This is a genomic window from Kitasatospora sp. NPDC004272 (assembly GCF_053603035.1).
The window spans coordinates 22,016-45,183 of sequence record NZ_JBSGET010000061.1; the positions used below are offsets into that span (position 1 = coordinate 22,016).

Sequence of the window (23,168 nt, forward strand, 5' to 3'; positions counted from 1 at the left end):
GTCCGGGGTGTGCGGTGGGAAGCGTGGTCGGGGAGTCGCCGGAGCCGGTGCGGTTGCGGGGGCACCAGGAGGAGGCGGTGGCGGCGGTCGTGCGAGGTCTGACGCCGCGTCCGGGGCAGGTGGCCGCGGCGGGACTCCGGGTGACCGTGCAGATGGCGACCGGTACGGGGAAGTCGTACGTGGGTGCGGTGGCCGGTCAGCGGTTGGCGCCGCACGGGGTGGTGCTGGTGGTGGTGCCGACGCTGGACCTGCTGGTGCAGACGGTCGGGGCGTGGCGCCGGGCGGGGCGCCGGGGGCGGATGGCGGCGGTGTGTTCGCTGGCGGACGGCGAGTTGCCGCCGGGGGTGCCGGGCAGCACTTCGCCGTTGCGGGTGGGGCGGTGGATCGGTGCGGCCGGGGCCGGGCGCCGGCCGTTGACGCTGTTCTGCACGTACGCGTCGGCGGGGGTGGTGGCGGACGCGTACGCGTTGTGGGCGGAGGTGGTGGGCGAGGTGCTGCCGGAGCTGGGCTTGATGGTGTGCGACGAGGCGCACCGGTCGTCCGGGTCGGCGGAGAAGTCGTGGACGGTGGTGCACCACCAGGAGGAGATCCCTGCGGCGGGCCGGCTCTACATGACGGCCACGCCGCGGATCTGGCTGCCGCCGAAGGAGCGGCGCGGCGGCAGCGCGGGGCCCGGGGAGGGCCGGGGGGCGTTCCGGCCGTTGCCGGAGGAGTTGGCCGTCTCCATGGACGACCGGCGGGTGTTCGGGCCGCAGGTGTTCACGCTGGGGTTGGCGGAGGCGATCGAGCGGGGGCTGGTCGCGCCGTTCGAGGTGGTCGTGCTGGAGTTGCGCGACCCGCTGGCGGACCGCGAGGCCGCGGGGGCGCAGCCGGTGCCGTGGGGGCCGGGTGCGGGCGAGTCGCCGGACGGGTCGGAGGACGAGGTGCCGGTGGAGCGCCTGGCGGCGATCCAGGCGGGGTTGTTGAAAGTATGCGTGGAGGAGGGCCTGGAGCGGGTGATCACCTTCCACCACCGGACGCTGGAGGCGCGGTTCTTCTCCGAGACGCTGAACCAGACCTGTGAGCGGCTGCACGCCGGGGCGCCCGGTGACTACCCGGCGGAGGTGTGGGCGCAGTGGCTCTCCGGGGAGCACCCGGTGGAGTACCGGAAGGAGGTGCTGAGCGACTACGGGGGCGGGCTCGCGGCGGACGGGCTGCGGATCCGGGTGATCTCCAACTGCCTGGTGCTGGGTGAGGGCGTCGACATGCCGGACGCTTCGGTGGCGCTGGTGAACGGCAGCGGCAGCATGGTGAAGGTCGTTCAGCAGATCGGCCGGGTGCTGCGGATGGAGCCGGGCGGGGGGAAGCTCGCGCGGCTGGTGGTGCCGGTCTTCCTCGGCCCCGAGGAGGAGCCGGGCGACGTCCTCGGGTCGAACTCCTACGGGCCGCTGGTGCGGGTGCTGACCGCGATCCGCTCGTACGACGCCCGGATGCTGGAGGCCCTGGCGGTGCCGCAGCGCGGTGGCCGGCGCACGGGCGGGCGCAGCGCGGAGGCGGTCGTTGCGGCGGGAGCGGCGGGTGCGGGGTCGGGCGTGGGTGCGGGTGGTTCGGGGCCGGGTGGGGTGGGGGCGTTCACGCTGCCGGTGCGGTTCCGGAGCAAGGTGGATGACGACGTGTTGGCGCTGTTCGTCTCCACCCAGGTGTTCCGGAGCGAGGGCGCGCGGTGGCAGGAGGGGCTGCTGCACTGCCGGGAGTGGTTCGAGGAGACGGGCGCGCTGGACGTTCCCTACGACCGGACGGTGGGTGAGCGGGGTGCGTTCCCGCTCGGGAAGTGGGTCTCCGACCGGCGTCACGAGCGGGCCTCGGGTGCCATGCCGGAGCACCGGGTGGCGCTGCTGGACGCCTTGGGGATGGTCTGGTCGGTGCCGGACGCCAGGTTCGGGGCCGGGCTCGCGTGGGCCCGGCGGTGGGCCGCGGAGCACGGCGGGTCGCTGGCGGCGCCGGTGCGGGCGTCGATCGGCGGCTACCCGATCGGGTCCTGGCTGGCGTCGCTGCGGGCGCGGGCGGCGCTGCCGGCGGGGGCGGGCGGGGCGCTGGCCGCTGAGCGGCGGGCGCTGCTGGAGGCGATCGACCCGTGGTGGGCGCCGGTCTGGCCGATCGCCTGGCAGCGGGCGTACGCGGCGGCCCGGATGTGGTGGCTGGCGTCGGACGGGCGGGTCGACTGGGCGGCGCTGCCGGTGGGGACGGTGTTCGAGGGCGAGCGCCTGGGTCGGTGGGTCGCGGCGCAGCGCGGTGCCTGGTCGGAGTTGGCGCAGGAGCAGCGGGAGTTGCTGGCCGCGCTGGGCGTGGCCGGGGATCCGGGGGCGGTCGGGGCGGTGGGGTCGGGGCGGGCGGCGGGCCCGCGGCTGTCGCAGGCGGACCGGTTCGCCCGGCACCTGGCGGCGTTGGCCGCCTTCGCGGCCCGGGAGGGGCACGTGCGGGTGCCCCGGCAGCACCGGGAGGTGGTGGAGCGGATGGTGGTCGGGGCGGACGGCGCGGAGGTGGTGGAGCGGGCCGAGGTCGGGCTCGGGGCCTGGTTGAGCAACGTCCGGGCCAGGAGGGCGAAGTTGGGCGCGGAGCAGCGGGCGCGGCTCGCCGAGCAGGGCGTCGGGTGGGCCTGAACGGGGGCCCGGAGGGGGACGGCGAGCGGGGGCTTCGAGGACGTCGGGGCCGGGGCGTCCGGGGCGACCGGCCGTCGGTGGCGTCCTCCCCCGGGGAGCGGAGCAGGGCGTGGCGGGGCCGGTGGGAGGGTGCCTCGTCGGTGTCGTGGTCCATCGCCCCGGGACGGGCCACCAGGCCACCGGGCCCCCGGGAGTCGGGGCGGGTCCGGGCTGCTGGCAGGATGGCCGGATGGACGACATCACCGCTCCCTCCCGGGCCGACCGGGTCCGGTTGTACCTCGACACGCTGCGGGCCCGGATGGATCCCGAGGAGTTCCGGGTGCTGGGCCGGCTGCTGCGCGGTGCGGTGGCCTCGCTGGCGGCGCCCGAGGTGGAGTACGTCATCGAGGTCGGGGAGGCGGACCGGGCGTTGCTGACCCCGCAGGTGCGCGACGAGTTGCTGGCGGTGCTGTCGATCGTGGCGACCGGCACGCTGGAGCACCAGTTGGTCGATCTCGGCGACGGCGCGCTGACCGTGCTGGACACCGCGGCGGCGAACAGTCCGGAGGCGGTCGGGCGGATGCGGGAGTGGGCGGCCCGGCAGCGGGACGGCCGGGCCGCGGGCTGACTGCTCCCCCGGCGGAGCGCCCGACGCATGACGCCCCCGGGACGCGGTCAGCGCGAGACGCGGGGCGCCGGTCGTCCGGACGACGGCGGCGGGCAGCTGGGCGGCGACGAGCAGGGCGGGACCCTGCGGGAGGCCGAGGGCGAGCAGGAGAGCGGGCAACAGAACGACGGCCTGCAGGACAGCCGCGACGGCGGAACACGGTCAGCGCGGCGGGCGGGACGTCCGGATGGCGGCGACGGCCGGCAGTTGAGCGGCTAGCAAGGTGAGGGCCCAGGCGCGCCCCTGCGGGAGAGCGTGGGCGAGCGGAGAGCAGACAGCAGACAGCAGACAGCAGACAGCAGACAGCAGACAGCAGAGCGATGGTCTGCAGGACAGGCGGAACGCGGGCGACACGGAACGCGGGCGACACGGAACGCGGGCGACGAGCAGGGCGGCCCAGAGCGGGCCCTGCGGGAGGGCTGTGACGGCGGGGTGTGGGGTGATGCTGCGGCTTGTTTCGGGTGCGGGCCCGGCGCGGTGGCAAGGGCAGGCGGGTCAGGGCGGCGAGGGCATGCAGCGGCGGGGCGGCCGTGTAGCCCGTGGGGCCGCCCGCCGGGGACGATGACGGGGTTGGTGATCTTGTCTTCGGTCACTTGGACGGTCCGGCGGAGGACCGCGGGGACGGTGGCCGGGACGTACCGGGACCGGTGCCGGGCCGGTTGCCGCCGTCGCCCCTCCCCCGGGCCGGTCGGTCGGGGAGGGAGGGGCGGGGGCCGGGTCAGGCCGGGAGGTCGGTCTCGGTGGCGAGCATGTCGGCGATGCTCTGGCGGCGGCGGACGAGGCGGGCCTCGGGGCCGTCGACGAGGACCTCGGGGATCAGCGGGCGGGAGTTGTAGGTGGAGGACATGCTCGCGCCGTAGGCGCCCGCGTCGTGGAAGACCAGGAGGTCGCCGGTTTCGGTGCGCGGCAGCGGGACGGAGTGGACCAGGCCGCCCTCGGACTGGGTGAAGACGTCGCCGGACTCGCAGAGCGGACCGGCCACGACGGTGTCCACCGGGTCGGTGGTGCGGGGTTCGCCGCTGTCGCCGTCGAGGACGGAGATCCGGTGGTTGCTGCCGTACATGGCGGGCCGCATCAGGTCGTTGAAACCGGCGTCGGAGAGGACGAACCAGTTGCTGCCGACCGCCTTCTGGGCGCGGACCTCGGCGGTCAGCACGCCGGAGCCGGCGACCAGGAAGCGGCCGGGTTCGATCTCCAGCCGGACGGGGTGGCCGAGGCGGTCGGCGAGTTCGCGGCGGGCGGAGTCCCAGAGCCGGAAGTAGCGGTCGGTGTCGACTTCCTGCTCGCCGGGGCCGTAGGGGACGGAGAGGCCGCCGCCGGCGGAGATGGCGCGCACGTCGCGGCCGGTGACCAGGACCTGCTTGACCATGGTTTCGCAGACGTTCTCCAGGTGGCCGTAGTCCACGCCGGAGCCGATGTGCATGTGCAGGCCGATCAGGTCCAGGCCGTGGCGGTCGACGAGTTCGAGGCTCTCGTCCAGGTGCTCGTGCCAGATGCCGTGCTTGCTGTGCTCGCCGCCGGTGTTGGTCTTGCGGCTGTGGCCGTGGCCGAAGCCGGGGTTGACCCGGATCCAGACGGGGTGGCCGGGCGAGAGGCGGCCGATCTGGTCGAGCATCTGCGGGGAGCCGGCGTTGACCGGGACGCCGAGTTCGACGACGCGGCGCAGGGCGCTGCGGCTGAGCAGGTCGGCGGTGAGGACGACGGGTTCGTCCGGGCCGCCGACCTGGTAGCCGGCCAGCAGGGCCCGTTCGAGTTCTCCTTCGGAGACGGCGTCGACCAGGACGCCCTCCTCGCGCATGAGGCGCAGGATGTGGATGTTGGAGCACGCCTTCTGCGCGAAGCGGATCACGTCGAAGGAGCGCAGTTTGGCGATCTGGTCGCGGATGGTCTGCGCGTCGTACGCCCACAGCGGGGTGCCGTGTTCGGCGGCGAGGGCCGCGAGGCAGGGGCCGTCGATGGCACCGGGCAGGGCGGGCTGCCCGGTGGGGGCGTCAGCAGGGGAGGTCATGGTGGGTCTTCAGTCCTTCTCACCGATCATCAGCTCGATCCCCGGATCATCCTCCAAAGCGCGCGGGGGCCGCCGGGTTGCCCGAACCACGGACAGATGATCTTCGTGGGGCGGGTCGGAACGGCCGGGGCGGCGGGGACCGGGTGCCGGCGCACCCGGCCCCCGCCGGGTCGGAGCGGGGTCAGGCCGCGGCCGGGGCGGGCTCGGTGGTGGTGCGGCCGCGGAGCTGGACCCGGGTGATCTCGGCGACGCGGCGGCCGAGGGCTTCGGCGGTGCGCAGGTCGGAGGCGGTGGGGGTGAGTTCGGGGCTCTGGTCGTTGTTGGACTGGGACATGGCTCCGAGCCAGCTGCCGAGGCGGTTGAGGTCCTCGGCGCTGCCGGTGGAGGTGTTCCAGCCGCCGTACTCGGCCAGGCCGACCCAGATCATGCCGTGCTGGGCGGCGAACAGCGCGATGTCGGTCAGCGTGTGCAGCTTGTCGCCAGCCATGTTGCCGCTGTTGGTGAAGCCGGCGCCGATCTTGTCCTTCCAGCGCATGCCGTCGCCCCAGACCTGCGAGGTGGCCTCGACGAAGGTCCGGAAGACGGCGCTGGAGCCGCCCATGTAGGTGGGCGAGCCGAAGACGATCGCGTCGGCCTCGTCGAGGGCGCGCCACAGTTCGTCGTCCAGTTCGGTCAGCGGGAGCAGCCGCACCTCGGTGCCCTCGACCTTGCCCGCGCCCGCGGCGACCGCCTCGGCCTGCTTGGCGGTGTGGCCGTACCCGCTGTGGTAGGCGACGGCGATTCGAGCCTGCATGATCACTCCCCAAGTGAGTCACAAGAAAGCTATCCAGAAAGCTTTCCGCTGAGATTGAACATAGCCCCTCCCCCGCCGGACGGGCAACAGCGGAGGCCGGGGCGCGTCCGGCCCCTCGGCGCGGCCGTGCGCTGGGCTACCCTGGAGGGCCCGACTCGGCGAGCGCGCCGTGGCGACGGAAGGAGGGGGCGGCCGTGTCCGGACCGGACCACGTCGACGAGATCATCACCGCCTGGCACGTCCAGCTGCCCGAGATCGCGGGCCTGCCCCTGGAGTTGGCCAAGCGCAGCGCGCTGCTGACCGCCGCCTTCGACGAGGTCGCCGCCCGGGAGCTGGAGCGGCTGGGGCTGACCCAGGCCGAGTACGGGATGCTCGCGGTGCTGCGCCGGGCGGGCGAGCCCTACCGGCTCAGGCCCACCGAGCTGACCGGCGCCCTGCTGCTGTCCTCCGGCGGCACCAGCAACGTCCTCAAGCGGCTCGGCGCCGCCGGGCTGGTCTCCCGCGAGGCCGACACCGGTGACGGCCGCAGCTCCTGGGTCCGCCTGACGCCCCGGGGCGTGGAGAGCGCCGAGGCGGCCGTGCGCGCGGTCACCGCCGCGCACGCCGGCATCGTCGCCCGGATCCCCGCGGCGACGGCGGAACTGCTCAACACCGTCCTCAAGGACGTCCTGGCCGCCGTCGAGGAGGGCGTGCTGGTCCGCCGCTGAGGCCGGTCCGGAGCGGCCCCGCTCCCGGCCGGGGTCAGCGGGCTGCCCGGAGGACGGTTTCGGCGACCTCGGTGCGGGCGTGCAGGACGGTGCGCCCGGCCCGGTGCGAGGTGACGAACCCGGCCTCGCGCAGGGCGGTGAGGTTCTCGGAGACGTGGGCCGGGGAGAAGCCGGTGCGGCGGGCCAGTTCGGCGGTGGCGGCGGGGATGTCCAGCTCGACCAGCAGCCGGGTGCGGGCCCGGCCCAGGACGGCGGCCAGCGCGTCGGTGGCGGGGGCGGTGCGCGGCTCCCAGAGCCGGCCGGTGCCGCGGGCCCGGTAGGCCAGTTGCGGCGGGTCGGGCGGGGCGATCCGGGTGGACAGGCCCGGGCCCTTGAAGGCGGTGGGGACCAGCAGCAGTCCGCCCCCGGCGGCGTGCCGGGCCAGGGTCCGGGCCCGGCGGGCCAGGTGCAGCCCGGTTCCGTCCCAACTGACCTGCGGGTGCAGGGTGTTGAGCAGGCGGTCGGTGCCGTGCCGGGCGGCCTGCCGGGCCCGGTGGAAGACGTCCGCCTCCAGCAGCGCCCGGATCCGCGGCCAGTACGGGGCGAGCGCCAGTTCCCAGTACCGCTCGGCCTCCCGCAGCAGGTGCGGCAGCCGGGCGGCCGGGTCGGCGTGCAGGGCGCGCGCCCGGGGGCCGGCGCCGCCCCGGTGGTGGCGCAGGTGGTCGAGGTCGGCGCGGATCCGCTCGGCGGGGGTGGCGGCGATCGCCGCCAGTTCCTCCGCCAGGGTCGGGGCCGGTCCGGCGGGCGCGGGGTTGAGGAAGTCCGGCACGTACCCGCTGTCGGGCGGGAGCAGCTCGGCCAGCCAGCCGCGGTCGAGTCCGGCGGCGGCCGTCCGGGGGCGCACCTGCGCCAGCCAGCTGCGGTGCACCCGGTCCGCCGTGCCGGAGGCCGACAGGCGGTGGCCGGTGGTGAGCTGCCACATCGGCGAGACCGCGAACCGGACCCGGGCCACGTCCCGGGCCGGGAAGAGCAGTTCGGCCACCGCACCCCTCCCCGCTCCGGACCGGACCGGACCGGATTCGGGCATTCCCGAATCGATGGCCGCCACTGTAGCGGGCGGACGACCATTCCCGGCATGGACTCTCTCCCCTCCCCCGTCCCGCCGTCCCCGGCCGCGCGGGTGGTCGACGCCGCCGCGGCGGGCACCTGGACCCTGGGCGACCTGACCGTCAACCGGGTCGGCTTCGGCGCGATGCGGCTGGCCCAGCGCGGCCCGGCGCTGGTGCCCGGCGCGCTGCCCCGCGACCGCGCCCAGGCGGTCGGCGTGCTGCGCCGGGCCGTCGAGCTCGGCGTGAACCACATCGACACCGCCGCCTTCTACTTCTCGCCGCTCCGCTCGGCCAACGAACTGATCAACCGGGCGCTGTCCCCGTACCCCGACGACCTGGTGATCGCCACCAAGGTCGGGCAGCCCCGGGACCCGTCGGGGGCGTGGCTGCCGCACGCCCGCCCGGAGCAGCTGCGCGGCCTGGTCGAGGAGAACCTGCGCCAGCTCGGCCGCGACCACCTGGACCTGGTCAACCTCCGGGTGGTGGGTGGCGGTTCGGTCGCCGAGCGGTTCGGCGCGCTGGCTGAGCTGCGCACCGCCGGGTTGGTCCGGCAGCTGGGCCTGTCCAACGTCCTGCCGCACCAGCTGGCCGAGGCCCGGGCCGTCGCGCCGGTGGTGTGCGTGCAGAACATGTACGGCCTGGGGGTGCGGCCCGAGCAGGACGCGTTCGTCGACCTGTGCGGCGAGCAGGGCGTGGCCTTCGTCCCGTTCTACGCGCTCGCGGGCCGGGACGGGCAGTACGGGGTGGGCGGGCGGGCGGCGGACGGGCCGCAGGAGGCAGGCGGCCGGCCGGGGGCGGACGGGCGGCCGGGGGCGGGTGGTGGTGGGCCTGCCGGGGTGCTGGAGGTGGCCCGGGCGCACGGGGTCTCTCCCGCGCAGGTCCGCCTGGCCTGGACGCTGCACCGCGGTCCGCACGTGCTGGCCATCCCGGGCACCGGGGACCCGGAGCACCTGGTGGCCAACGTCGCGGCCGGCGCGCTGCGGCTGTCCGCGGCCGAGCTCGGCCGGCTCGACGCGCTCCACCGGGGGTGAGCGGCCGCGACTGCGGCGAGTGAGGCAGTGCGCGGCGGGCGGGCGGAGCGGGGCGGGCGCCTGCGCGGACCGGCTCCACCGCTCCGGCGGTTCGGCCGTGGCGTTCACCGCGGTCGGCCGGCCGGTGTCCGGGTACGGCGCGGGCGCGGCGGGCGTGTCGGTGTGCCGCCCGCGCTCCCCCGGCTGCCGGGTCCGCTCCGGTGCGCGGAACCACTGCCCCCGGGCGGTGGACGCCCCGGCCGGTGGGGGGGTGGGAGCGGGCGGGCGTGCAGCAGTCGTCCGGATCCTCGACGGCGCACGGGACGTGCTCCCCTCCGCCCGGCCGAGCGGTTCGCGGCCGGTGGCAGCGGCCGGGCGGGAGGTCGGGAGCCGGGTGGCCGTCGGAGGTTCAGGCCCGGGCGCCGACCGGGCGGCGGGCGAACCAGTCGATGGTCTGCGCCAGGCCGCGGTCGGTGTCGACGGCGGGCTGCCAGCCGAGGGCGGTGCGGGCCAGGGTGATGTCGGGGCGGCGCCTGGCGGGGTCGTCGCCGGGGCGGCCGACGAACTCGACCGGGGAGGCGGAGTCGCACAGGTCCCGGATCCGGTGGGCGAGTTCGAGGATGGTCAGCTCCGCGGGGTTGCCGAGGTTGATCGGGCCGGGGTGCCCGGTGGCGGCCGCGGCCAGGATGCCGGCGACGGTGTCGTCGACGTGGCACAGCGAGCGGGTCTGGCTGCCGTCCCCGGCGACGGTGAGCGGCCGGCCCGCCAGCGCCTGGGTGATGAAGGCGGGCACGGCGCGCCCGTCGGTGGGGCGCATCCGCGGGCCGTAGGTGTTGAACAGCCGGACGATGACGGTGTCGGTGCCGCGGGCGGTGCGGTAGGCGGTGGTGAGCGCCTCGGCGTAGCGCTTGGCCTCGTCGTACTGGCTGCGCGGGCCGATCGGGTTGACGTTGCCCCAGTACGTCTCGGGCTGCGGGTGGACCAGCGGGTCGCCGTAGACCTCGGAGGTGGAGGTGAGCAGGAAGCGGGCGCCCTTGCGGCGGGCGAGTTCGAGCGCGTGCTGGGTGCCGTGGGAGCCGGCCCGGAGGGTCTCGACGGGGTGGCGGGCGTAGTCGTGCGGGGAGGCGGGCGAGGCGAGGTGGACGACCAGGTCCACCGGCCCTTCGACGTCGAAGGGCTCGCAGACGTCGTGCCGGCGGAAGGTGAAACCGGGGTCGTCGGCGCGGTCGGCGAGGTTGTCGAGGCTGCCGGTGAGCAGGTTGTCGACGCACACCACCTCGGTGCCGGCGGCGCGCAGCCGGTCGCACAGGTGCGAGCCGACGAAGCCCGCGCCGCCGGTGACCACCGCGCGGCGGACGTGGGGCAGGGGCCGGGAGTCGGGTGCGGGTGCCATGGTCAGGACTCCTCGATCGAGCGGCCGGTGCGGGCGAGGAAGACGTCGTCCAGGGTGGGGCGGTGCAGGGCGATGGTGGCGGTGGCGATGTCCGCCCCGGCCAGTGCCCGCATGATCTGCGGCATCGCGCTCTCCCCGGCGTCGACGGACAGCCGCAGGGCGCCGTCCCCGCGCTCCTCGGCGGTGCGGACGCACTCCTGGGCGGCGAGCACCTCGACGGCCTTGGGGGCCAGGTGGGGTTCGGCGACGGTGACGGTGACCACCTCGCCGGCGATGGAGCGCTTGAGCTCGGCCGGGGTGCCCTCGGCGACCTTGGCGCCGCCGTCGACGATGGCGATCCGGTCGCAGAGCGCGTCGGCCTCGTCCAGGTAGTGGGTGGTCAGGAACACCGTCATGCCCGCGTCGCGCAGCCGGCGGACCTCGGCCCACAGCCGGGCCCGGGCGGCGGGGTCGAGGCCGGAGGTGGGCTCGTCCAGGAACAGCACGGTGGGGCGGTGGACCACGCCGAGGGCGATGTCGAGCCGGCGGCGCTGGCCGCCCGAGTAGCCGCGGCAGGGGCGGTCGGCGTACTCGGCGAGGTCGAAGGAGTCGACGGCGGCGGCGGCCCGGGCCTGCGCCTCGGTCTTGTCCAGGCCGTGCATCCTGGCCTGCAGCACGAGTTCCTCACGGGCCGTCACCTCGTCCCAGGTGCCGCCGCCCTGGGCGACGTAGCCGATGGCGCGCCGGACGTCGGCGGGGCGGGCCATCAGGTCGGCGCCCGCCACGGTGGCCCGGCCGCCGTCGGGCGGGAGCAGGGTGGCGAGCATCCGCAGGGTGGTGGTCTTGCCGGCGCCGTTGGGGCCGAGGAGTCCGAAGATCTCGCCCTCGGCCACCTGCAGGTCCAGTCCGGCCACGGCGTCCACGGTGGTGGTCCGGCCGCGGCGGCCGGTCCGGTAGGACTTGCGCAGTGCGCTGGTCTCGATCATCGGGGTCCTTCTGCTGGGGGGTCGGGGAGGGGTTCAGCGGACGGTGCGGGCGAAGCGGCGGGCGGACCAGAGCAGCGCGGCGAGGGCGACGACCGCCATCAGGGCGAGGCTGCGCCAGACCGCCGGGTCGTCCGGGTGGCCGGTGAACAGCGCGCGCATGCCGGTCACGGCCCAGCTGAACGGGTTCCAGTCGGAGACCCGGCGCAGCCACAGCGGGGCCAGCGCGAGCGGCAGCAGGGTGCCGGAGAGCAGCATCAGCGGCTGGGCGAGGTTGTTGACCAGTTGGCCCAGCACGTCCGGGTTGCCGACCTTGAGCGCCAGGCCGTAGGAGACCGCGGAACTGGTCAGCGAGATCAGCGCGAGCAGCAGGTAGGCCAGCAGCAGGTCGGGGACCCGCACCAGCAGGCCGAGCGGGGTCGCCAGCACGATGAGCACGGCCGCCTGGACGGCCAGCACCACCACGTCCCGCAGCGAGCGGCCGAGCAGCAGCGCGACCCGGCTGACCGGGGTGACCCGGGCCCGCTCGATCACGCCGGAGCCGAGTTCGGCCAGCAGGCCGAAGCCGACGTACAGGCCGCCGCCCAGGGCGAGCGCGACGAGCATGCCGGGCACGTAGATCCGGTAGGCGTCGGCCATCGTGCCCGCGCCCATCGGGGCCAGGGCGGGCTTGAGCAGCGGCGCGAACAGGGCGAGGTAGACGACGGGTTGGGCGACGCCGAGGAAGATCTGCAGCGGGGAGCGGGACATCAGCAGCAGGTGCCGCTGGAACACCAGCCAGGTGTCGCGGAGGGGCTTGGGGGTCTTCACGGGTGGGCGTTTCCTGTTCGGGACGGGGAGGGCGGCGGGGCGGGGCGGGGAAATCGGGGGCGGGCCGGGAGCAGGGTCTCCAGGTGGTCGGCGGCCGCGGGTGCGCCGCCGGCGGCGGCGAAGGACTCCTGGACCCGGCGGGCCGCGGCGGCGTGGGCGGGGTCGTCCAGGACGGCGAGCAGTTCCGCGCGCAGTTGCTGCGGGCTCGCGTGCGCGAACCGGACCCGGCGGCCGGCCCCGGCGGCGGCGACCTGGGCGGCGTTGATCGGCTGGTCGCCCTTGATCGGGGCGACCAGCAGCGGCACGCCGTGGGCGAGCGCCTCGCAGACGGTGTTCAGGCCGCCGTGGCTGACCACCGCGTCCAGCCTCGGCATCAGTTCGAGGACCGGGACCCGGGGCCGGACCAGGACGTGCGCGGGCGGGTCGGCCACCGTGCCGTCCGGGGCGGCGATCACCGCCTGCAGGCGGTCGCCGAGCGGGCGCAGCGCCTCGACCATCCGGGCGTGGAAGTCGGCGGCGAGGTCCAGGGACAGCGTGCCGACGGTGACCAGCACCTGGCGGCGGGCCGGGTCGAGCCACTCCCAGGGGAAGGCCCGGTCGGGTTCCCGCGCGGCCAGGGCCGGGCCGACCAGCACCGCGTTGTCCGGCCGGGCCAGCGGGCCGGTCAGGGCGGTGCCGGTGAAGCCGATCAGCAGGTGCGGGGAGAAGCGCAGGTCGTGCGCGGGCGCGCCGGGCAGTCCGGCGGCGGTCCACATCGCGGCCATCCGCCCCTCGATCCACTCCTCCACCCGGGGGACGGCGGTGCGGTACGGGCGGGTCAGCTCCATCGTGGTGGGCGCGAGCGACGCCCAGGGCAGGCCGGCGCGGTGCGCGGCGAGGGCGCCGGCCACGGCGTGCTGGTCGACGGCCAGGACGTCCGGGCGGAAGGCGGCCACCGCGCGCTCGATGCCGGGCAGGGTGTGCCGGGCGTGCGGGACGATGTAGCCGTCCCAGCGCGACCTGGCTGCCGCCAGCCCCCGGTCGGCCTGCCCCCGGTGCGCGCGCAGCGGGATCGGGGCGATCGGCGTGTCCGGCCCGAGCAGCGGCCGCAGGAACGCTTCGGAGCCGGCCCACAGCACCTGGTGGCCGCGCGCGAGCAGTTCGCGGGAGACGGCGGCGAGCGGGTGCACGTGTCCGAACAGCGGCAGCGAGACGAAGAGGAACCGCCCGCGCGGGGGTCGGCCCCGGGACGGGGCGGGCGCGGGGGGCGCGGCCCCGGTGCCGGGCGGGGAGGCGGGGGCCGTGCTACTGGCGGGAGTTGATTTTCCGTCAGTTTCTGCCGAAGCGCCGGGCGTCGAGCCGGCGGCGAGGGTGGCGACGTCCGCGAGGGTGAGGGTGGTGAGGGCGTCGAGGTCGAGGGTGGTGAGGTGGGTGGCGAGGTCGGCGGCGGGGCCGTAGCGGGTGCGGAGGGCGAGGCTCCAGGCGGCCAGGTCGTGGCTCTCCAGGTGGAGTTCGCCGTCGAGGAGGGTGTCGGGGCGGAGGGTGTCGGTCCAGTCGGCGGGTCGGCCGAGGACGGTGCGCAGGAGGTCGGCGACCTCGCGGAGCGGGGGGTGCGCGGTCATGGCCGGGGTTTGACGGCGCGCAGGGCGCCGTAGGTGATGACGCCGGTGTCGAAGCCCTTCTTCATCAGGGGCCCGGCGTGGAAGAAGCCGAGGACGTCGACGCCCCGGGTCCGGGCCAGGTCGCGCATCGCGGCGGGGCCGCGGTCGATCTGCGGGATGCGGGCGAAGGCGGGGTCCCAGGAGTTGGCGACGGCGGCGCTCCAGTCGGCGACGGCGACGTCGGTGAAGCCGGCGGCGCGGGCGAGTCCTTCGTGCTCCTCCAGGGAGGAGAAGTCGGGCATCACCTGGTGCTGCAGGATCTGCCGGACGAGTGCGCGCTCGTCGGCGTCGAGCGCGCCGTCGCGGACGGCCCAGGTGGCGACGGCGAGGGTGCCGCCGGGGCGGAGCAGGCGGTGGGCCTCGGCGAAGAAGGCGGGACGGTCGGGGAGGTGCATGAGGCTCTCCATCGCCCAGACCACGTCGAAGGCGGCATCGGGGTGTCCGGTGGAGAGGGCGTCCTGCTGGTGGAAGCGGGCGCGGTGGTCGAGGCCGGCGGCGCGGGCCTTCTCGTTGGCGCGGGCGGCCTGGCGGGCGCTGAGCGTGACGCCTTCGACGGTGCAGCCGAGCGGGCCGGCCAGTTGGAGGGCGGGGCCGCCGATGCCGCAGCCGACGTCGAGGATCCGGGAGCCGGCCGGGACGGCGGCGTGTTCGACCAGTTCGCGCACCAGCCGGTCGGTGGCGGCGTGCCGGTCGGCGCCGTCCAGGGCGGGGCTCTGGCCCTCGTCCCAGAAGCCGTGGTGGACGTGTTCGCCCCACAGCTCCTCGTACAGGTCGAGGGTGATGTCGTAGTAGCGCTCCACGGCCGTGTTCAGGCCGGAGTCGGTCGCGGGTTCGCGGGCTGGTTCCACTGCAGGGTCCACTGGGCCGGTCCTCAAAAAGTTGACATGGATGCGCCCATAAATGGCGGCCGGAAATGCCGCGGAAATGCGCGCGATAACGTCGGATTGGTCTGGTCCATCGCAAGATCGACCCGCCGGGGAAACGACCCGTGGGCATGCGGATGACACTCCGGCCGCAGCGGCGGCGGCAGCGGGGCATGCCGGGCGGGGGCGGCGGTGGAGCTGACCGGTCGTCAGCGGACGATCCGTCAGGAGCTGGCAACAGGCTGCCGTACCAGGCGAGTTGGCCAACCGGCGGTCACACTAGCGAGGGGGTGCTCCCCCGTCAACGCAGCGGACGCGACCGACGGGGGCGACCGGCGGGAGCGGGGCCGGGGCGGGCCGGCGGCGGGCCCGGGGCGGGTTCGGGGCGGCGGAATTCGGCCGGGGCGCGGATTCCGGTAACAGGTCTTGACACCCGGTCAATTCAGCGTTGAAAGTTCGGCGTGGGAATTTCACAGGTTCCCCACGACCGTGCCAGGAAGAGGTTCGGGTTCTCCATGAAAGACGTTTCGGCAGCTCCGGCGCATAGCGTGGGAGCGCTCCCACAGGCCCCGTCCGGGCCGTTGGCACCCGAATGGGTCGACGAGGTGCTCCTGCGCGGCCCGGGCGCCGAGCCCTGCCTCTTCTTCGACGGACCGGTCACCCGGGACGGGCTGCGCCGGCTGGTCCGGGAGCGGCAGGCCGCGCTGGGCGCGGCCGGGCTGCGCCGGGGCGGGTCGGTGGCGATCCGGTTGGCGCCCTCGCTCGAACTGGTCGTCCAGCTGCTGGCCGGCTGGCGGACCGGGGCCCGGGTGGCGCTGCTCGACCACCGGCTGACCCCGTTCGAGACCGACCGGGCGCTGGAGCGGCTGGCGCCGCAGGTGCTGGTCGACGCGGAGCACCCGGTGCCGGGCGGTCCGGCCCGCGGCCACTACCGGCAGCTCGCCCGGGTCACCGCCCGGCCGGGCCGGCCGGCCGGGGGGCCGCACGCGCTGGTCCAGCTCAGCTCGGGATCGACCGGCCCGGCGAAGGTGATCGGGCGGACGGCGGCCGACCTGGTCGCCGAACTCGGCCGGTACGAGCGGATCGACGGGGTCCCCCGGGCGGGCGAGCGGATGGTCTCGCTGGCCTCGCCGGTGCACGTGCTGGGCCTGGTCGGCGGTCTGCTGCACTGCCTGCACGCGGGGGTGCGGCTGGCCTTCCCCGAACGGATCACGGCCGAGGGCGTGCTGGCCGCGGTGGCGGCCGGCCCCGAACCGACCACCCTGCTGGGCGTGCCGTTCCACCTGGAACTGCTGGGCTGGGCGGCCGATCCGCCCCGGCTCCCCCAGCTGACCGGCATGACCACCGGCGGCGAGCCGGTCCGCGCCGAGGTCCACCGGGCCTTCGTCGACCGGTACGGCGTCCGGCTGGGCAGCATGTACGGGATGACCGAGGTCGGCGTGATCGCCACCGACCTGTTCGGGGCGCACCGCCCCGAACTGACCCCCGCGCCGGGCCTCGGCCTGCGCGAGGCGGACGGCGAACTGCTGGTCGCCGCCGAGCGCTCGCCCTACCTGGACCCGGCCGGCGCGGAGCGCTGGGCCGACGGCTGGCTGCGCACCCGGGACGGCGGGTCGGTCGATCCCGGGACCGGGCGGGTCCGGGTCCGCGGGCGGCTCGACTCGCAGGTGTCGGTCGGCGGGCTGAAGGTCGACCTGACCGAGGTCGAGCACACCGTGGCCGCGCTGCCCGAGGTCGAGTCCGCGGTCGTCCTGCACGGCTCCGCGATCGAGGCGTACCTGGTGCTCGCCCCCGGCGGCACCGCGGCCGCGGTCGAGGAACGGCTGGCCGAGCGGTTGGCGGCGTACAAGCGGCCCCGGCTGCTGCACGTGCTGGAGCGGCTGCCGCGGACCGCCACCGGGAAGCCGGTGCGCGACCGGGCCGCGCTGGCGGCGGCCGTCCGGCGGCCCTGAGCGCCCTGAGCGTTTGAGCGTCAATGGCATGGTCCTGAACGGCCCGGCCCCGGCGGCCGGGACCCGAGAAGTCGAAGCAACCGAAGAAGAAGAGGAAGGAGCGGCGATGTCCACCGAGGCGATCACCCTCGACGAGATCCGCGCGTTCGTGCTGTCCGCGCTGGGCGAGATGAACTACGACACCACCGACATCGACGACGACACCCGGCTCGGCCCGGCCGGCGCGGACCTGGAGTCGCTGGCGCTGGCCGAGCTGGGCGTCCGGGTGGAGGAACGGTTCGGCGTCCGGTTCGACGACGACGAGGCGGAGCTGCTGGGCACCATGACGGTCGGCGAGTTCGGTGCGGCGGTGGCCGCCCGGCTCGCGTCCGCGACGGCGGGGCACTGACCGTGGCGGTGACGGCCAGGGAGGAAGTGCTCGCGCTGCTCGCGGAGTTCGGCGGGCGGACGCCGCAGGAGGTGCCGGAGCGGATCGACTCGATGGAGCTGGCCTGGCTGGCGCACGTGATCGAGCAGCGGCACGGACAGCGGCTGGACGACGACACGCTGGCCCGGATCGCCACGGTGTCCGACGCCGCACTGCTGCTGGACGGGCTCCGGACCGGGACGCAGCGGTAGCGGCGGGACGGGACAGAGCAGGACGGGACACAGCGGCAGCGGGGGGACGGGACGGAGCGGGAGAGCGACCGGACCCGGTGGGCGGCCCCGTACGGCCGGGCCGCCGGACGGCGCGGGACGCACGGAACGCACGGAACGCACGGAACGCACGCGGAAGAGTCGATGACAGGGCGAGACGCACGAAGGGGAGGTGACCGAGGATGACCGACACCGTACTGACGGCCGTCCGTCGGGGCCCCCGGTCCGTGGTGCTCGGCGGGACGGGGGTGCTGAGCGCGTTCGGGCGGGGCGTGGGGCCGCTGCTCGGGGCGGCGCTGGAGGGGCGGGCGGCGTTCGGCCCGGTGGGGCGGTTCGAGGTGGCCGGGCGGCGGACCGACCGGGCCGCCGTGCATCCCGAACCGCTGCGCCTGGAGGCGGAGTTGGACCGGGTGGTCGAGGAGGCGTGCGGGGCGGCGGGGCTGTCCGGGGCGGAGCGGGCCGACTGTCCGCTGTACCTGGCGGTGCACGGCGATCCGGCGCTGGCCCGGGCGGTGCCCGAGCGGCGCGCGGAGCACGCGGTGGGCGCGTTCGCGGCCGCCGTGGCCCGGCGGACCGGCCTGTCGGGCCACGGCGGCCGGGCGTACACCTCGGGCTGCACGGCCTCGGCCGACGCGGTCGCGGACGCCGCCTCGGCGGTGGCGCGCGGCCGGGTGGAGCGGGTGGTGGTGGCGGCCGGGTACCTGGTGGAGGCGGACCAGTTCGCGGTGTTCGACGCGGGCGGGGCGCTGGCCCGGGACGGGCGGGTGCGCCCGTTCAGCGCGGGCCGGACGGGGCTGCTGCTCGGGGACGGGGTGGCGGCGGTGGTGGTCGAGGCGGCGGACGCGGCCCGGGCCCGGGGCGTCGATCCGCCCGCCGTGCTGGCGGGTTGGGGCCGCGCGGGCGATGCGTACCACGTCTGCCGGCCCCGGCCGGACGGGGCGGGGCTGGCCCGGGCGATCGGGGCGGCGCTGCACCGGGGCGGGGTGGGACCGGAGCGGGTCGGGTACGTGAACGCGCACGGCGCGGGCAGCGTGCTCGGCGACCGGGCCGAGGCGGCGGCGCTGCTGCGGGCGCTCGGACCGGCGGGCGCGCGGGTGCCGGTCTCCTCGACCAAGTCGGTGCACGGCCAGGCCCTGGAGGCCGGGGCGCTGCTCGAACTGGTGCTGACGGTGGCCGCGCTGCGGGCCGGCCGGCTGCCGGTGAACGCCGGGCTGCTGGGCCCGGACCCGGACTGCCCGCTGAACCTGGTGCGGGCCTTCGACACCCCGGCACCGCCGCCGGGTGCGTACGCGCTCAGTCTCAGCACGGCGTTCGGCGGCGCGAACACGGCGCTGCTGGTGGGTGTCCGGTGAGCGCCGACGGGCTGCGGGAGCTGGCGGTGGCGGCCGGGTTGCGGGTGGTGGCGGCCGGGCGGTGGCCGGAGTCGGCGGCGGACGTCGTGCTGCCGGTGCTGCCGGGGTTCGTGGCGTCCTCGTTCAGCCCGCTGGCCGCCGAGGCCGCCCGGCGCTGCTTGGACGCGCACCCGTCCGGGTCCGGTGCCGGGGGGCCGGTGACCGCGGTGGTGGTGGCCAGTGCGCTGGGTGATCTGGCGGGGGCGGTGCGGGTGGCGGGGGCGGTGGACGGCGGGGAGCGGCTCGGGCCGCTGCTGTTCTTCCAGGCCGTGCCGAACGCGGTGGCCGGGCACCTGGCGGCGCGCCGGGACCTGACCGGTCCGGTGGTGTGCGTCGGTGACGCCCGCTCCGGGGTGGCGGTCGCCGAGGGGCTGCTCGCGGACGGGGACGCCGGGCTCGTCCTGCTGGTGCTGGTCGAGCAGTCGGCCGTACCGGGCGGGGCGGAGCGCGCCGCCGCCGTGCTGCTCGCGCCGCCGGACGCGTACTGACCGGGGCGGGGTCACCGGGCCCCGCCGGGGCGCCGCACCGGCTCGCACCGGCTCGCGCAGGAGAGACACCGGGCCCGCCGGGCGCTGGTGCGCAACACGTCGTCAGCTGGAGGGAGCACGGGCATGGGCACGGACGTCACGGTCACCGGGATGGGTCTGGTGACGCCGGTCGGCGGCAGCGCCGGGGCGGTGTTCGACGCGATGTGCGCGGGCCGGTCGGGGCTGCGCCGGCCGGATCCGGACGGGCCGTTGGCCGGGTCGCTGGAGGTGGCGGGGTTCGCTCCGCCGATCGATCCGGTGTCGGTGCTGCCGGCGCCGGAGACCCGGGTGGTGGACCGGTACATCGTGCTGGCGCTGCGGGCGGCGGCGGACGCGCTGGCGGACGCCGGGATCGTGGCGGGCCGGGACGTGGACCCGTACCGGATCGCGGTGGTGCTGTCGGGGACGGGCGGGCTGGCGACGCTGGAGTCGCAGGTGGTGGCGCGCACCGAGCGCGGGCGGCTGGGGGTGAGCCCGTACCTGCTGCCGGGGATGCTGCCGAACATGGCGGCGGCCCGGGTGGCGATCGGGCACGGCATCCGGGGCTACAGCTCCTCGGTGGGGACGGCGTGCGCGGCGGGGGCGCAGTCGGTCGCGGAGGGGTGGCGGCTGCTGCGCGAGGGGTTGGCGGACGTGGTAGTGGCGGGTTGTGCGGAGGCGCCGCTGTTTCCGACGCTGGCCGACACCTTCGCCAACGCCCGTGCGCTGGCCCGTGGTTGGGCCGACGATCCGGCGGGGGCGAGCCGGCCGTTCGACCGGCGGCGCAGTGGTCTGGTGCTGGGCGAGGGCGCGGGCGTGCTGGTGCTGGAGCGGGCCGCGCACGCGGACGGCCGGGGCGCGGCGGGGTACGCGGACGTGCTGGGCTGGGGGGCGACCAACGACGCGCACCACCCGACCACGCCGCGCCCGGACGGGGAGGGCGCGGCGGCCTGCATGCGGCTGGCGCTGCGCTGCGCGGGTCTGGCGCCGGGGGACGTGGGCTACGTGAACGCGCACGGCACCGGCACCCGGCTGGGTGACCGGGCGGAGGCGTCGGCCCTCCGGCAGGTGTTCGGGGCGGACGGGCCGCCGGTGAGCGCGACCAAGGCGGTCACCGGGCACCTGTTGGGCGCCTCGGGGGTGGTGGAGACGGCGGTGTCGGTGCTGGCGCTGCGGCGCGGGCTGCTGCCGCCGACGCACAACCTGGACGACCCGGATCCGGAGTGCGCGCTGGACCACGTCCGCGGGGGGCCGCGTCCGGCGCCGGGGGTCCGGCACGTGCTGGCGAACTCGTTCGGGTTCGGTGGCCACAACGTCAGCCTGGTGCTGGGCCCGCCGAGCACGGTGCTGGCCCGCCAGGTCTGAGCAACTTCCGCCAATGACAAGCGAACTGATGCTCCGTCGGAGAAGAGAAGGAACTGCACGCGATGGATTTCCTCGATCTCGACCACGTCGAGTTCCACGTGGGGGACGCGCGCCAGGCGGCGTACGTGCTGTCCGCGGGGCTCGGCTTCCGCCTGCTGGCGCAGGGCGGTCCGGAGACCGGCCTGCCCGGGCAGCGCAGTCTGCTGCTGGGGCAGGGCGACTGCCGGGTGCTGCTGACCTCGGGCCTGGAGCCGGGGCACCCGGCGGCGCGGTACGTCGCCCGGCACGGGGACGGGGTGGCCGTGCTGGCGTTCGGCACGCCGGACGTGACGGCCGCGTACGCGGGCGCGGTGGCCGGCGGGGCGCTCGGGCTGGAGCCGCCGCGGGAGCGCGGCGGGGTGGTGACGGCGGTGGTGTCGGGCTTCGGTGACGTGGTGCACCGGCTGGTGGAGCGGCGGGGCGCGGGCGGGGGGTTCCTGCCGGGCCTGGTCGCGGTGCCGCAGGCGTCCGGCTCGCCGGGGCCGAGAGCTCAGGAGCAGGAGCAGGGGCCGGCGCCGGAGTGGGTGCGGGCGATCGACCACGCGGCGGTGTGCGTGCCGGACGGGCGCCTGGACGACACGGTGGCGTACTACCGGGCGGCGTTCGGGTTCGAGGTGGTCTTCGAGGAGTACATCGAGGTCGGCGGGCAGGGCATGTTCTCCCGGGTGGTGCAGAGCCCGTCGGGCGGGATCACCCTGACGCTGATCCAGCCGGACGGGGCGCGCGAGCCGGGGCAGGTGGACGACTTCCTGGCCTGGCACGGCGGCCCGGGCGTGCAGCACCTGGCGCTGTCCTGCGCCGACGTGGCCGGGGCGGTGGACGCGATGGCGGCGCGCGGGGTCGGGTTCGCCCCGACGCCGGACGCCTACTACGACACCCTGCCGGTGCGCCCGGCGGAGCGGCTGCGCAGCCGGGGGATCCTGCTGGACCGGGACCACTGGGGCGAGCTGTACCAGATCTTCGCGACCTCGCTGCACGTGCGGCGGACGTTCTTCTGGGAGCTGATCGAGCGGCACGGCGCCCGCACCTTCGGCACCGCGAACATTCCGGCGCTGTACGCGGCCAAGGAGCGCGAGCTGGCGGCCCTGCGGGTTCCGGCGGCGCGCGGCGGGGTGGTGGCGAAGTGAGCACCGGGACGGGTGAGCTGCGGTTCGAACTGACCGCCGGGGAGCTGGAGTTGCTGCCGGACGAGGCGGACGTCGCGTTCTACGCGGAGCACGGCTGGTACCTGAGCCGGCCGGTGTTCTCGGAGGCCGAGGTGGACGCCCTGGCGGCGGCCGCCGAGGCGTACTACGCGGGCGCGCGCAGCCGGGAGCTGCCGGTGCGCCCGCCCCGGCTGGCGGCCTGGAAGCCGGCGGACGGGCCGGTGCAGCGGCACAACGACTACGTGCACTACGAGAGCGACCCGATCGCGCGGGTGCTGCGCAAGCCGCTGCTGGGGGCGGTGGCGGCGCTGCTGGCGGGGGTGTCGGAGATCCGGGTGTTCCAGTCGACGCTGATCCTGAAACCGGCGGTGGCGGGCGAGCCGAGCAACGTGGTGCCCTGGCACATCGACAAGCACTACTGGTCGACGTCGAGTTCGGAGCGGATGCTGACGGCGTTCGTGCCGTTCCACGACTGCGACGAGGAGATGGGCACGCTGACGGTGGTGGACGGCAGCCACCGCTGGCGGGAGGTGGGCCGGGAGGACTCGGTGACCCGGCACTTCGCGGACCGCGACCGGGGCGACCTGGAGCGGCTGCTGGCGCTGAACGCGGCGCACAACGGCGCGGAGGTGCGGAAGGTGCCGCTGGTGATCCCGAAGGGTCACGTGTCCTTCCACCACTGCCGCACGTACCACGGCTCGGGGCCGAACGTCAGCGGGCGGCCGCGCCGGGCGGTCTCCTTCCACCTGCAGGACGGGGCGAACGAGTACCGGCGCTTCCCGCTCTCGGACGGCGGCGCGGCGGTGTACAACCACGACGTGCTGGTGCGCCGGCTGCCGGACGGGCGGCCGGACTACGCGGACCCGGAGTTCTGCCCGGTGCTGTGGCGTTCCGCCGGGGCGGGCCGTGATGGCTGCTGACGCGGACCTGTACCGGACGGTGGCGCTGATCCGGGGCTTCGAGCGGCGGGCGGTGGAACTGGTCCGGGCGGGGGTGGTGCCGGGCGGCGTCCACCCGTACACCGGGCAGGAGGCGATCGCGGCGGGAAGTTGCGCGGCGCTGCGGCCGGACGACGTGATCACCTCGACCCACCGGGGGCACGGGCACGTGCTGGCGAAGGGGGCCGACCCGGCCCGGACGATGGCCGAACTGGCGGGCCGGGAGCCGGGGTTGAACCGGGGCCGGGGCGGTTCGATGCACGCGGCGGACTTCTCGCTGGGGGTGCTGGGCGCGAACGCGATGGTGGGCGCGGCGGTGCCGATCGCGGCGGGTGCGGCCTGGGCGCTGCGCCGGGCGGGCTCGGACCGGGTCGCGGTGGCGTACTTCGGGGACGGCGCGGTGAGCCAGGGCGTGGTGCTGGAGGCGTTCAACCTGGCGGCGCTGTGGCGGGCGCCGGTGGTGCTGGTGTGCGAGAACAACGGGTTCGCGACCTCGACCCGGACGGCGGACGCGGTGGCGGGCAGCATCCTGGGCCGGGCCCGGGCGTTCGGCATCCCGGCGCACGCGGTGGACGGGACGGACCCGCGGGCGGTGCTGGACGCGACGGCCGCGGCGGTGGCCCGGGCCCGGGCCGGC

The 23,168-nt window shown here is 76.1% G+C and carries 22 protein-coding genes; 14 read left to right on the forward strand and 8 right to left on the reverse strand.

Annotation, left to right across the window (positions count from 1 at the left end):
- Nucleotides 1-47 precede the first annotated feature (47 nt).
- The 3 genes from ACWEO5_RS19900 (at nucleotide 48) to ACWEO5_RS19910 (ending at nucleotide 3,504) form a co-directional block, all read left to right on the forward strand.
- Nucleotides 48-2,639, forward strand: coding sequence for a Helicase associated domain protein (locus ACWEO5_RS19900; RefSeq protein ID WP_452163629.1), 2,592 nt, complete (start codon nucleotides 48-50; stop codon nucleotides 2,637-2,639).
- A 229-nt stretch (nucleotides 2,640-2,868) separates the two neighbouring features.
- The gene (locus ACWEO5_RS19905; RefSeq protein WP_452163609.1) at nucleotides 2,869-3,246 is read left to right on the forward strand and encodes a hypothetical protein; all 378 of its coding nucleotides are present in this window, start codon (nucleotides 2,869-2,871) and stop codon (nucleotides 3,244-3,246) included.
- 27 nt (nucleotides 3,247-3,273) lie between these two features.
- Nucleotides 3,274-3,504: a hypothetical protein gene (locus ACWEO5_RS19910; protein ID WP_452163610.1), complete on the forward strand. Its 231-nt coding sequence runs from the start codon at nucleotides 3,274-3,276 to the stop codon at nucleotides 3,502-3,504.
- Between the two features lie 499 nt (nucleotides 3,505-4,003).
- Here the strand turns inward: ACWEO5_RS19910 and lysA are convergent, their stop codons facing one another.
- Together lysA and ACWEO5_RS19920 are read right to left on the reverse strand one after the other, a co-directional pair.
- Nucleotides 4,004-5,293, reverse strand: coding sequence for a diaminopimelate decarboxylase (gene lysA, locus ACWEO5_RS19915; protein ID WP_452163611.1), 1,290 nt, complete (start codon nucleotides 5,291-5,293; stop codon nucleotides 4,004-4,006).
- Nucleotides 5,294-5,474: 181 nt separating this feature from the next.
- Nucleotides 5,475-6,086, reverse strand: coding sequence for a flavodoxin family protein (locus tag ACWEO5_RS19920; protein WP_452163612.1), 612 nt, complete (start codon nucleotides 6,084-6,086; stop codon nucleotides 5,475-5,477).
- Between the two features lie 194 nt (nucleotides 6,087-6,280).
- On the opposite strand from ACWEO5_RS19920, the gene ACWEO5_RS19925 reads away from it, so the two are divergent.
- A complete protein-coding gene (locus ACWEO5_RS19925) occupies nucleotides 6,281-6,793 on the forward strand; it encodes a MarR family winged helix-turn-helix transcriptional regulator (protein WP_452163613.1) in 513 nt (170 codons plus the stop codon).
- Between the two features lie 34 nt (nucleotides 6,794-6,827).
- Here ACWEO5_RS19925 and ACWEO5_RS19930 read toward each other — a convergent pair whose 3' ends face one another.
- Nucleotides 6,828-7,814: a DUF5937 family protein gene (locus ACWEO5_RS19930; protein ID WP_452163614.1), complete on the reverse strand. Its 987-nt coding sequence runs from the start codon at nucleotides 7,812-7,814 to the stop codon at nucleotides 6,828-6,830.
- 93 nt (nucleotides 7,815-7,907) lie between these two features.
- Between ACWEO5_RS19930 and ACWEO5_RS19935 the strand changes: the two genes are divergently transcribed.
- Entirely contained in the window at nucleotides 7,908-8,912 is a 1,005-nt protein-coding gene (locus tag ACWEO5_RS19935; protein ID WP_452163615.1) for an aldo/keto reductase, read from the forward strand.
- 388 nt (nucleotides 8,913-9,300) lie between these two features.
- On the opposite strand, the gene ACWEO5_RS19940 is transcribed toward ACWEO5_RS19935, so the two are convergent.
- Genes ACWEO5_RS19940 through ACWEO5_RS19960 form a run of 5 tightly spaced genes read right to left on the reverse strand, consistent with a single transcriptional unit; the run spans nucleotide 9,301 to nucleotide 14,556 of the window.
- The gene (locus ACWEO5_RS19940; RefSeq protein WP_452163616.1) at nucleotides 9,301-10,284 is read right to left on the reverse strand and encodes a UDP-glucuronic acid decarboxylase family protein; all 984 of its coding nucleotides are present in this window, start codon (nucleotides 10,282-10,284) and stop codon (nucleotides 9,301-9,303) included.
- A gap of 2 nt (nucleotides 10,285-10,286) precedes the next feature.
- Nucleotides 10,287-11,249, reverse strand: a complete 963-nt coding sequence (locus ACWEO5_RS19945) for an ATP-binding cassette domain-containing protein (RefSeq protein ID WP_452163617.1) — start codon at nucleotides 11,247-11,249, stop codon at nucleotides 10,287-10,289.
- 33 nt (nucleotides 11,250-11,282) lie between these two features.
- Nucleotides 11,283-12,056, reverse strand: coding sequence for an ABC transporter permease (locus ACWEO5_RS19950; RefSeq protein WP_344554765.1), 774 nt, complete (start codon nucleotides 12,054-12,056; stop codon nucleotides 11,283-11,285).
- Nucleotides 12,053-13,657, reverse strand: a complete 1,605-nt coding sequence (locus ACWEO5_RS19955; RefSeq protein WP_452163618.1) for a glycosyltransferase — start codon at nucleotides 13,655-13,657, stop codon at nucleotides 12,053-12,055. Before ACWEO5_RS19955 ends, ACWEO5_RS19950 begins: the two co-directional genes overlap by 4 nt.
- A complete protein-coding gene (locus ACWEO5_RS19960) occupies nucleotides 13,654-14,556 on the reverse strand; it encodes a methyltransferase domain-containing protein (RefSeq protein ID WP_452163619.1) in 903 nt (300 codons plus the stop codon). The genes ACWEO5_RS19955 and ACWEO5_RS19960 overlap by 4 nt, the downstream gene beginning before the upstream one ends.
- A gap of 584 nt (nucleotides 14,557-15,140) precedes the next feature.
- On the opposite strand from ACWEO5_RS19960, the gene ACWEO5_RS19965 reads away from it, so the two are divergent.
- The 9 genes from ACWEO5_RS19965 to ACWEO5_RS20005 form a co-directional block, all read left to right on the forward strand.
- A complete protein-coding gene (locus ACWEO5_RS19965; RefSeq protein WP_452163621.1) occupies nucleotides 15,141-16,511 on the forward strand; it encodes a class I adenylate-forming enzyme family protein in 1,371 nt (456 codons plus the stop codon).
- A gap of 106 nt (nucleotides 16,512-16,617) precedes the next feature.
- The gene (locus ACWEO5_RS19970) at nucleotides 16,618-16,899 is read left to right on the forward strand and encodes a phosphopantetheine-binding protein (RefSeq protein WP_452163622.1); all 282 of its coding nucleotides are present in this window, start codon (nucleotides 16,618-16,620) and stop codon (nucleotides 16,897-16,899) included.
- A gap of 8 nt (nucleotides 16,900-16,907) precedes the next feature.
- A complete protein-coding gene (locus ACWEO5_RS19975) occupies nucleotides 16,908-17,129 on the forward strand; it encodes a hypothetical protein (RefSeq protein ID WP_344554770.1) in 222 nt (73 codons plus the stop codon).
- A gap of 200 nt (nucleotides 17,130-17,329) precedes the next feature.
- The gene (locus tag ACWEO5_RS19980) at nucleotides 17,330-18,499 is read left to right on the forward strand and encodes a beta-ketoacyl synthase N-terminal-like domain-containing protein (RefSeq protein ID WP_452163623.1); all 1,170 of its coding nucleotides are present in this window, start codon (nucleotides 17,330-17,332) and stop codon (nucleotides 18,497-18,499) included.
- A complete protein-coding gene (locus tag ACWEO5_RS19985; protein WP_452163624.1) occupies nucleotides 18,496-19,026 on the forward strand; it encodes a beta-ketoacyl synthase chain length factor in 531 nt (176 codons plus the stop codon). Before ACWEO5_RS19980 ends, ACWEO5_RS19985 begins: the two co-directional genes overlap by 4 nt.
- Nucleotides 19,027-19,149: 123 nt before the next feature.
- Nucleotides 19,150-20,409 (forward strand): beta-ketoacyl-[acyl-carrier-protein] synthase family protein, encoded by a 1,260-nt coding sequence (locus tag ACWEO5_RS19990; RefSeq protein ID WP_452163625.1) that lies wholly within the window; start codon nucleotides 19,150-19,152, stop codon nucleotides 20,407-20,409.
- 62 nt (nucleotides 20,410-20,471) lie between these two features.
- Entirely contained in the window at nucleotides 20,472-21,575 is a 1,104-nt protein-coding gene (gene hppD / locus ACWEO5_RS19995; RefSeq protein WP_452163626.1) for a 4-hydroxyphenylpyruvate dioxygenase, read from the forward strand.
- Entirely contained in the window at nucleotides 21,572-22,513 is a 942-nt protein-coding gene (locus ACWEO5_RS20000) for a phytanoyl-CoA dioxygenase family protein (protein WP_452163627.1), read from the forward strand. Before hppD ends, ACWEO5_RS20000 begins: the two co-directional genes overlap by 4 nt.
- A partial coding sequence (locus ACWEO5_RS20005; RefSeq protein ID WP_452163628.1) for a thiamine pyrophosphate-dependent dehydrogenase E1 component subunit alpha occupies nucleotides 22,503-23,168 on the forward strand: 666 nt, incomplete at its 3' end. The genes ACWEO5_RS20000 and ACWEO5_RS20005, both read left to right, overlap by 11 nt.

What these genes read in the sequence shown, in the direction of transcription:
- ACWEO5_RS19905 (WP_452163609.1), top strand. Translation starts at nt 2,869, where the DNA reads ATGGACGACATCACCGCTCCCTCCCGGGCCGACCGGGTCCGGTTGTAC.
- ACWEO5_RS19910 (WP_452163610.1), top strand. Translation starts at nt 3,274, where the DNA reads ATGACGCCCCCGGGACGCGGTCAGCGCGAGACGCGGGGCGCCGGTCGT.
- lysA (WP_452163611.1), bottom strand. Translation starts at nt 5,293, where the DNA reads ATGACCTCCCCTGCTGACGCCCCCACCGGGCAGCCCGCCCTGCCCGGT.
- ACWEO5_RS19920 (WP_452163612.1), bottom strand. Translation starts at nt 6,086, where the DNA reads ATGCAGGCTCGAATCGCCGTCGCCTACCACAGCGGGTACGGCCACACC.
- ACWEO5_RS19935 (WP_452163615.1), top strand. Translation starts at nt 7,908, where the DNA reads ATGGACTCTCTCCCCTCCCCCGTCCCGCCGTCCCCGGCCGCGCGGGTG.
- ACWEO5_RS19940 (WP_452163616.1), bottom strand. Translation starts at nt 10,284, where the DNA reads ATGGCACCCGCACCCGACTCCCGGCCCCTGCCCCACGTCCGCCGCGCG.
- ACWEO5_RS19945 (WP_452163617.1), bottom strand. Translation starts at nt 11,249, where the DNA reads ATGATCGAGACCAGCGCACTGCGCAAGTCCTACCGGACCGGCCGCCGC.
- ACWEO5_RS19955 (WP_452163618.1), bottom strand. Translation starts at nt 13,657, where the DNA reads ATGACCGCGCACCCCCCGCTCCGCGAGGTCGCCGACCTCCTGCGCACC.
- ACWEO5_RS19970 (WP_452163622.1), top strand. Translation starts at nt 16,618, where the DNA reads ATGTCCACCGAGGCGATCACCCTCGACGAGATCCGCGCGTTCGTGCTG.
- ACWEO5_RS19980 (WP_452163623.1), top strand. Translation starts at nt 17,330, where the DNA reads ATGACCGACACCGTACTGACGGCCGTCCGTCGGGGCCCCCGGTCCGTG.
- ACWEO5_RS19990 (WP_452163625.1), top strand. Translation starts at nt 19,150, where the DNA reads ATGGGCACGGACGTCACGGTCACCGGGATGGGTCTGGTGACGCCGGTC.
- hppD (WP_452163626.1), top strand. Translation starts at nt 20,472, where the DNA reads ATGGATTTCCTCGATCTCGACCACGTCGAGTTCCACGTGGGGGACGCG.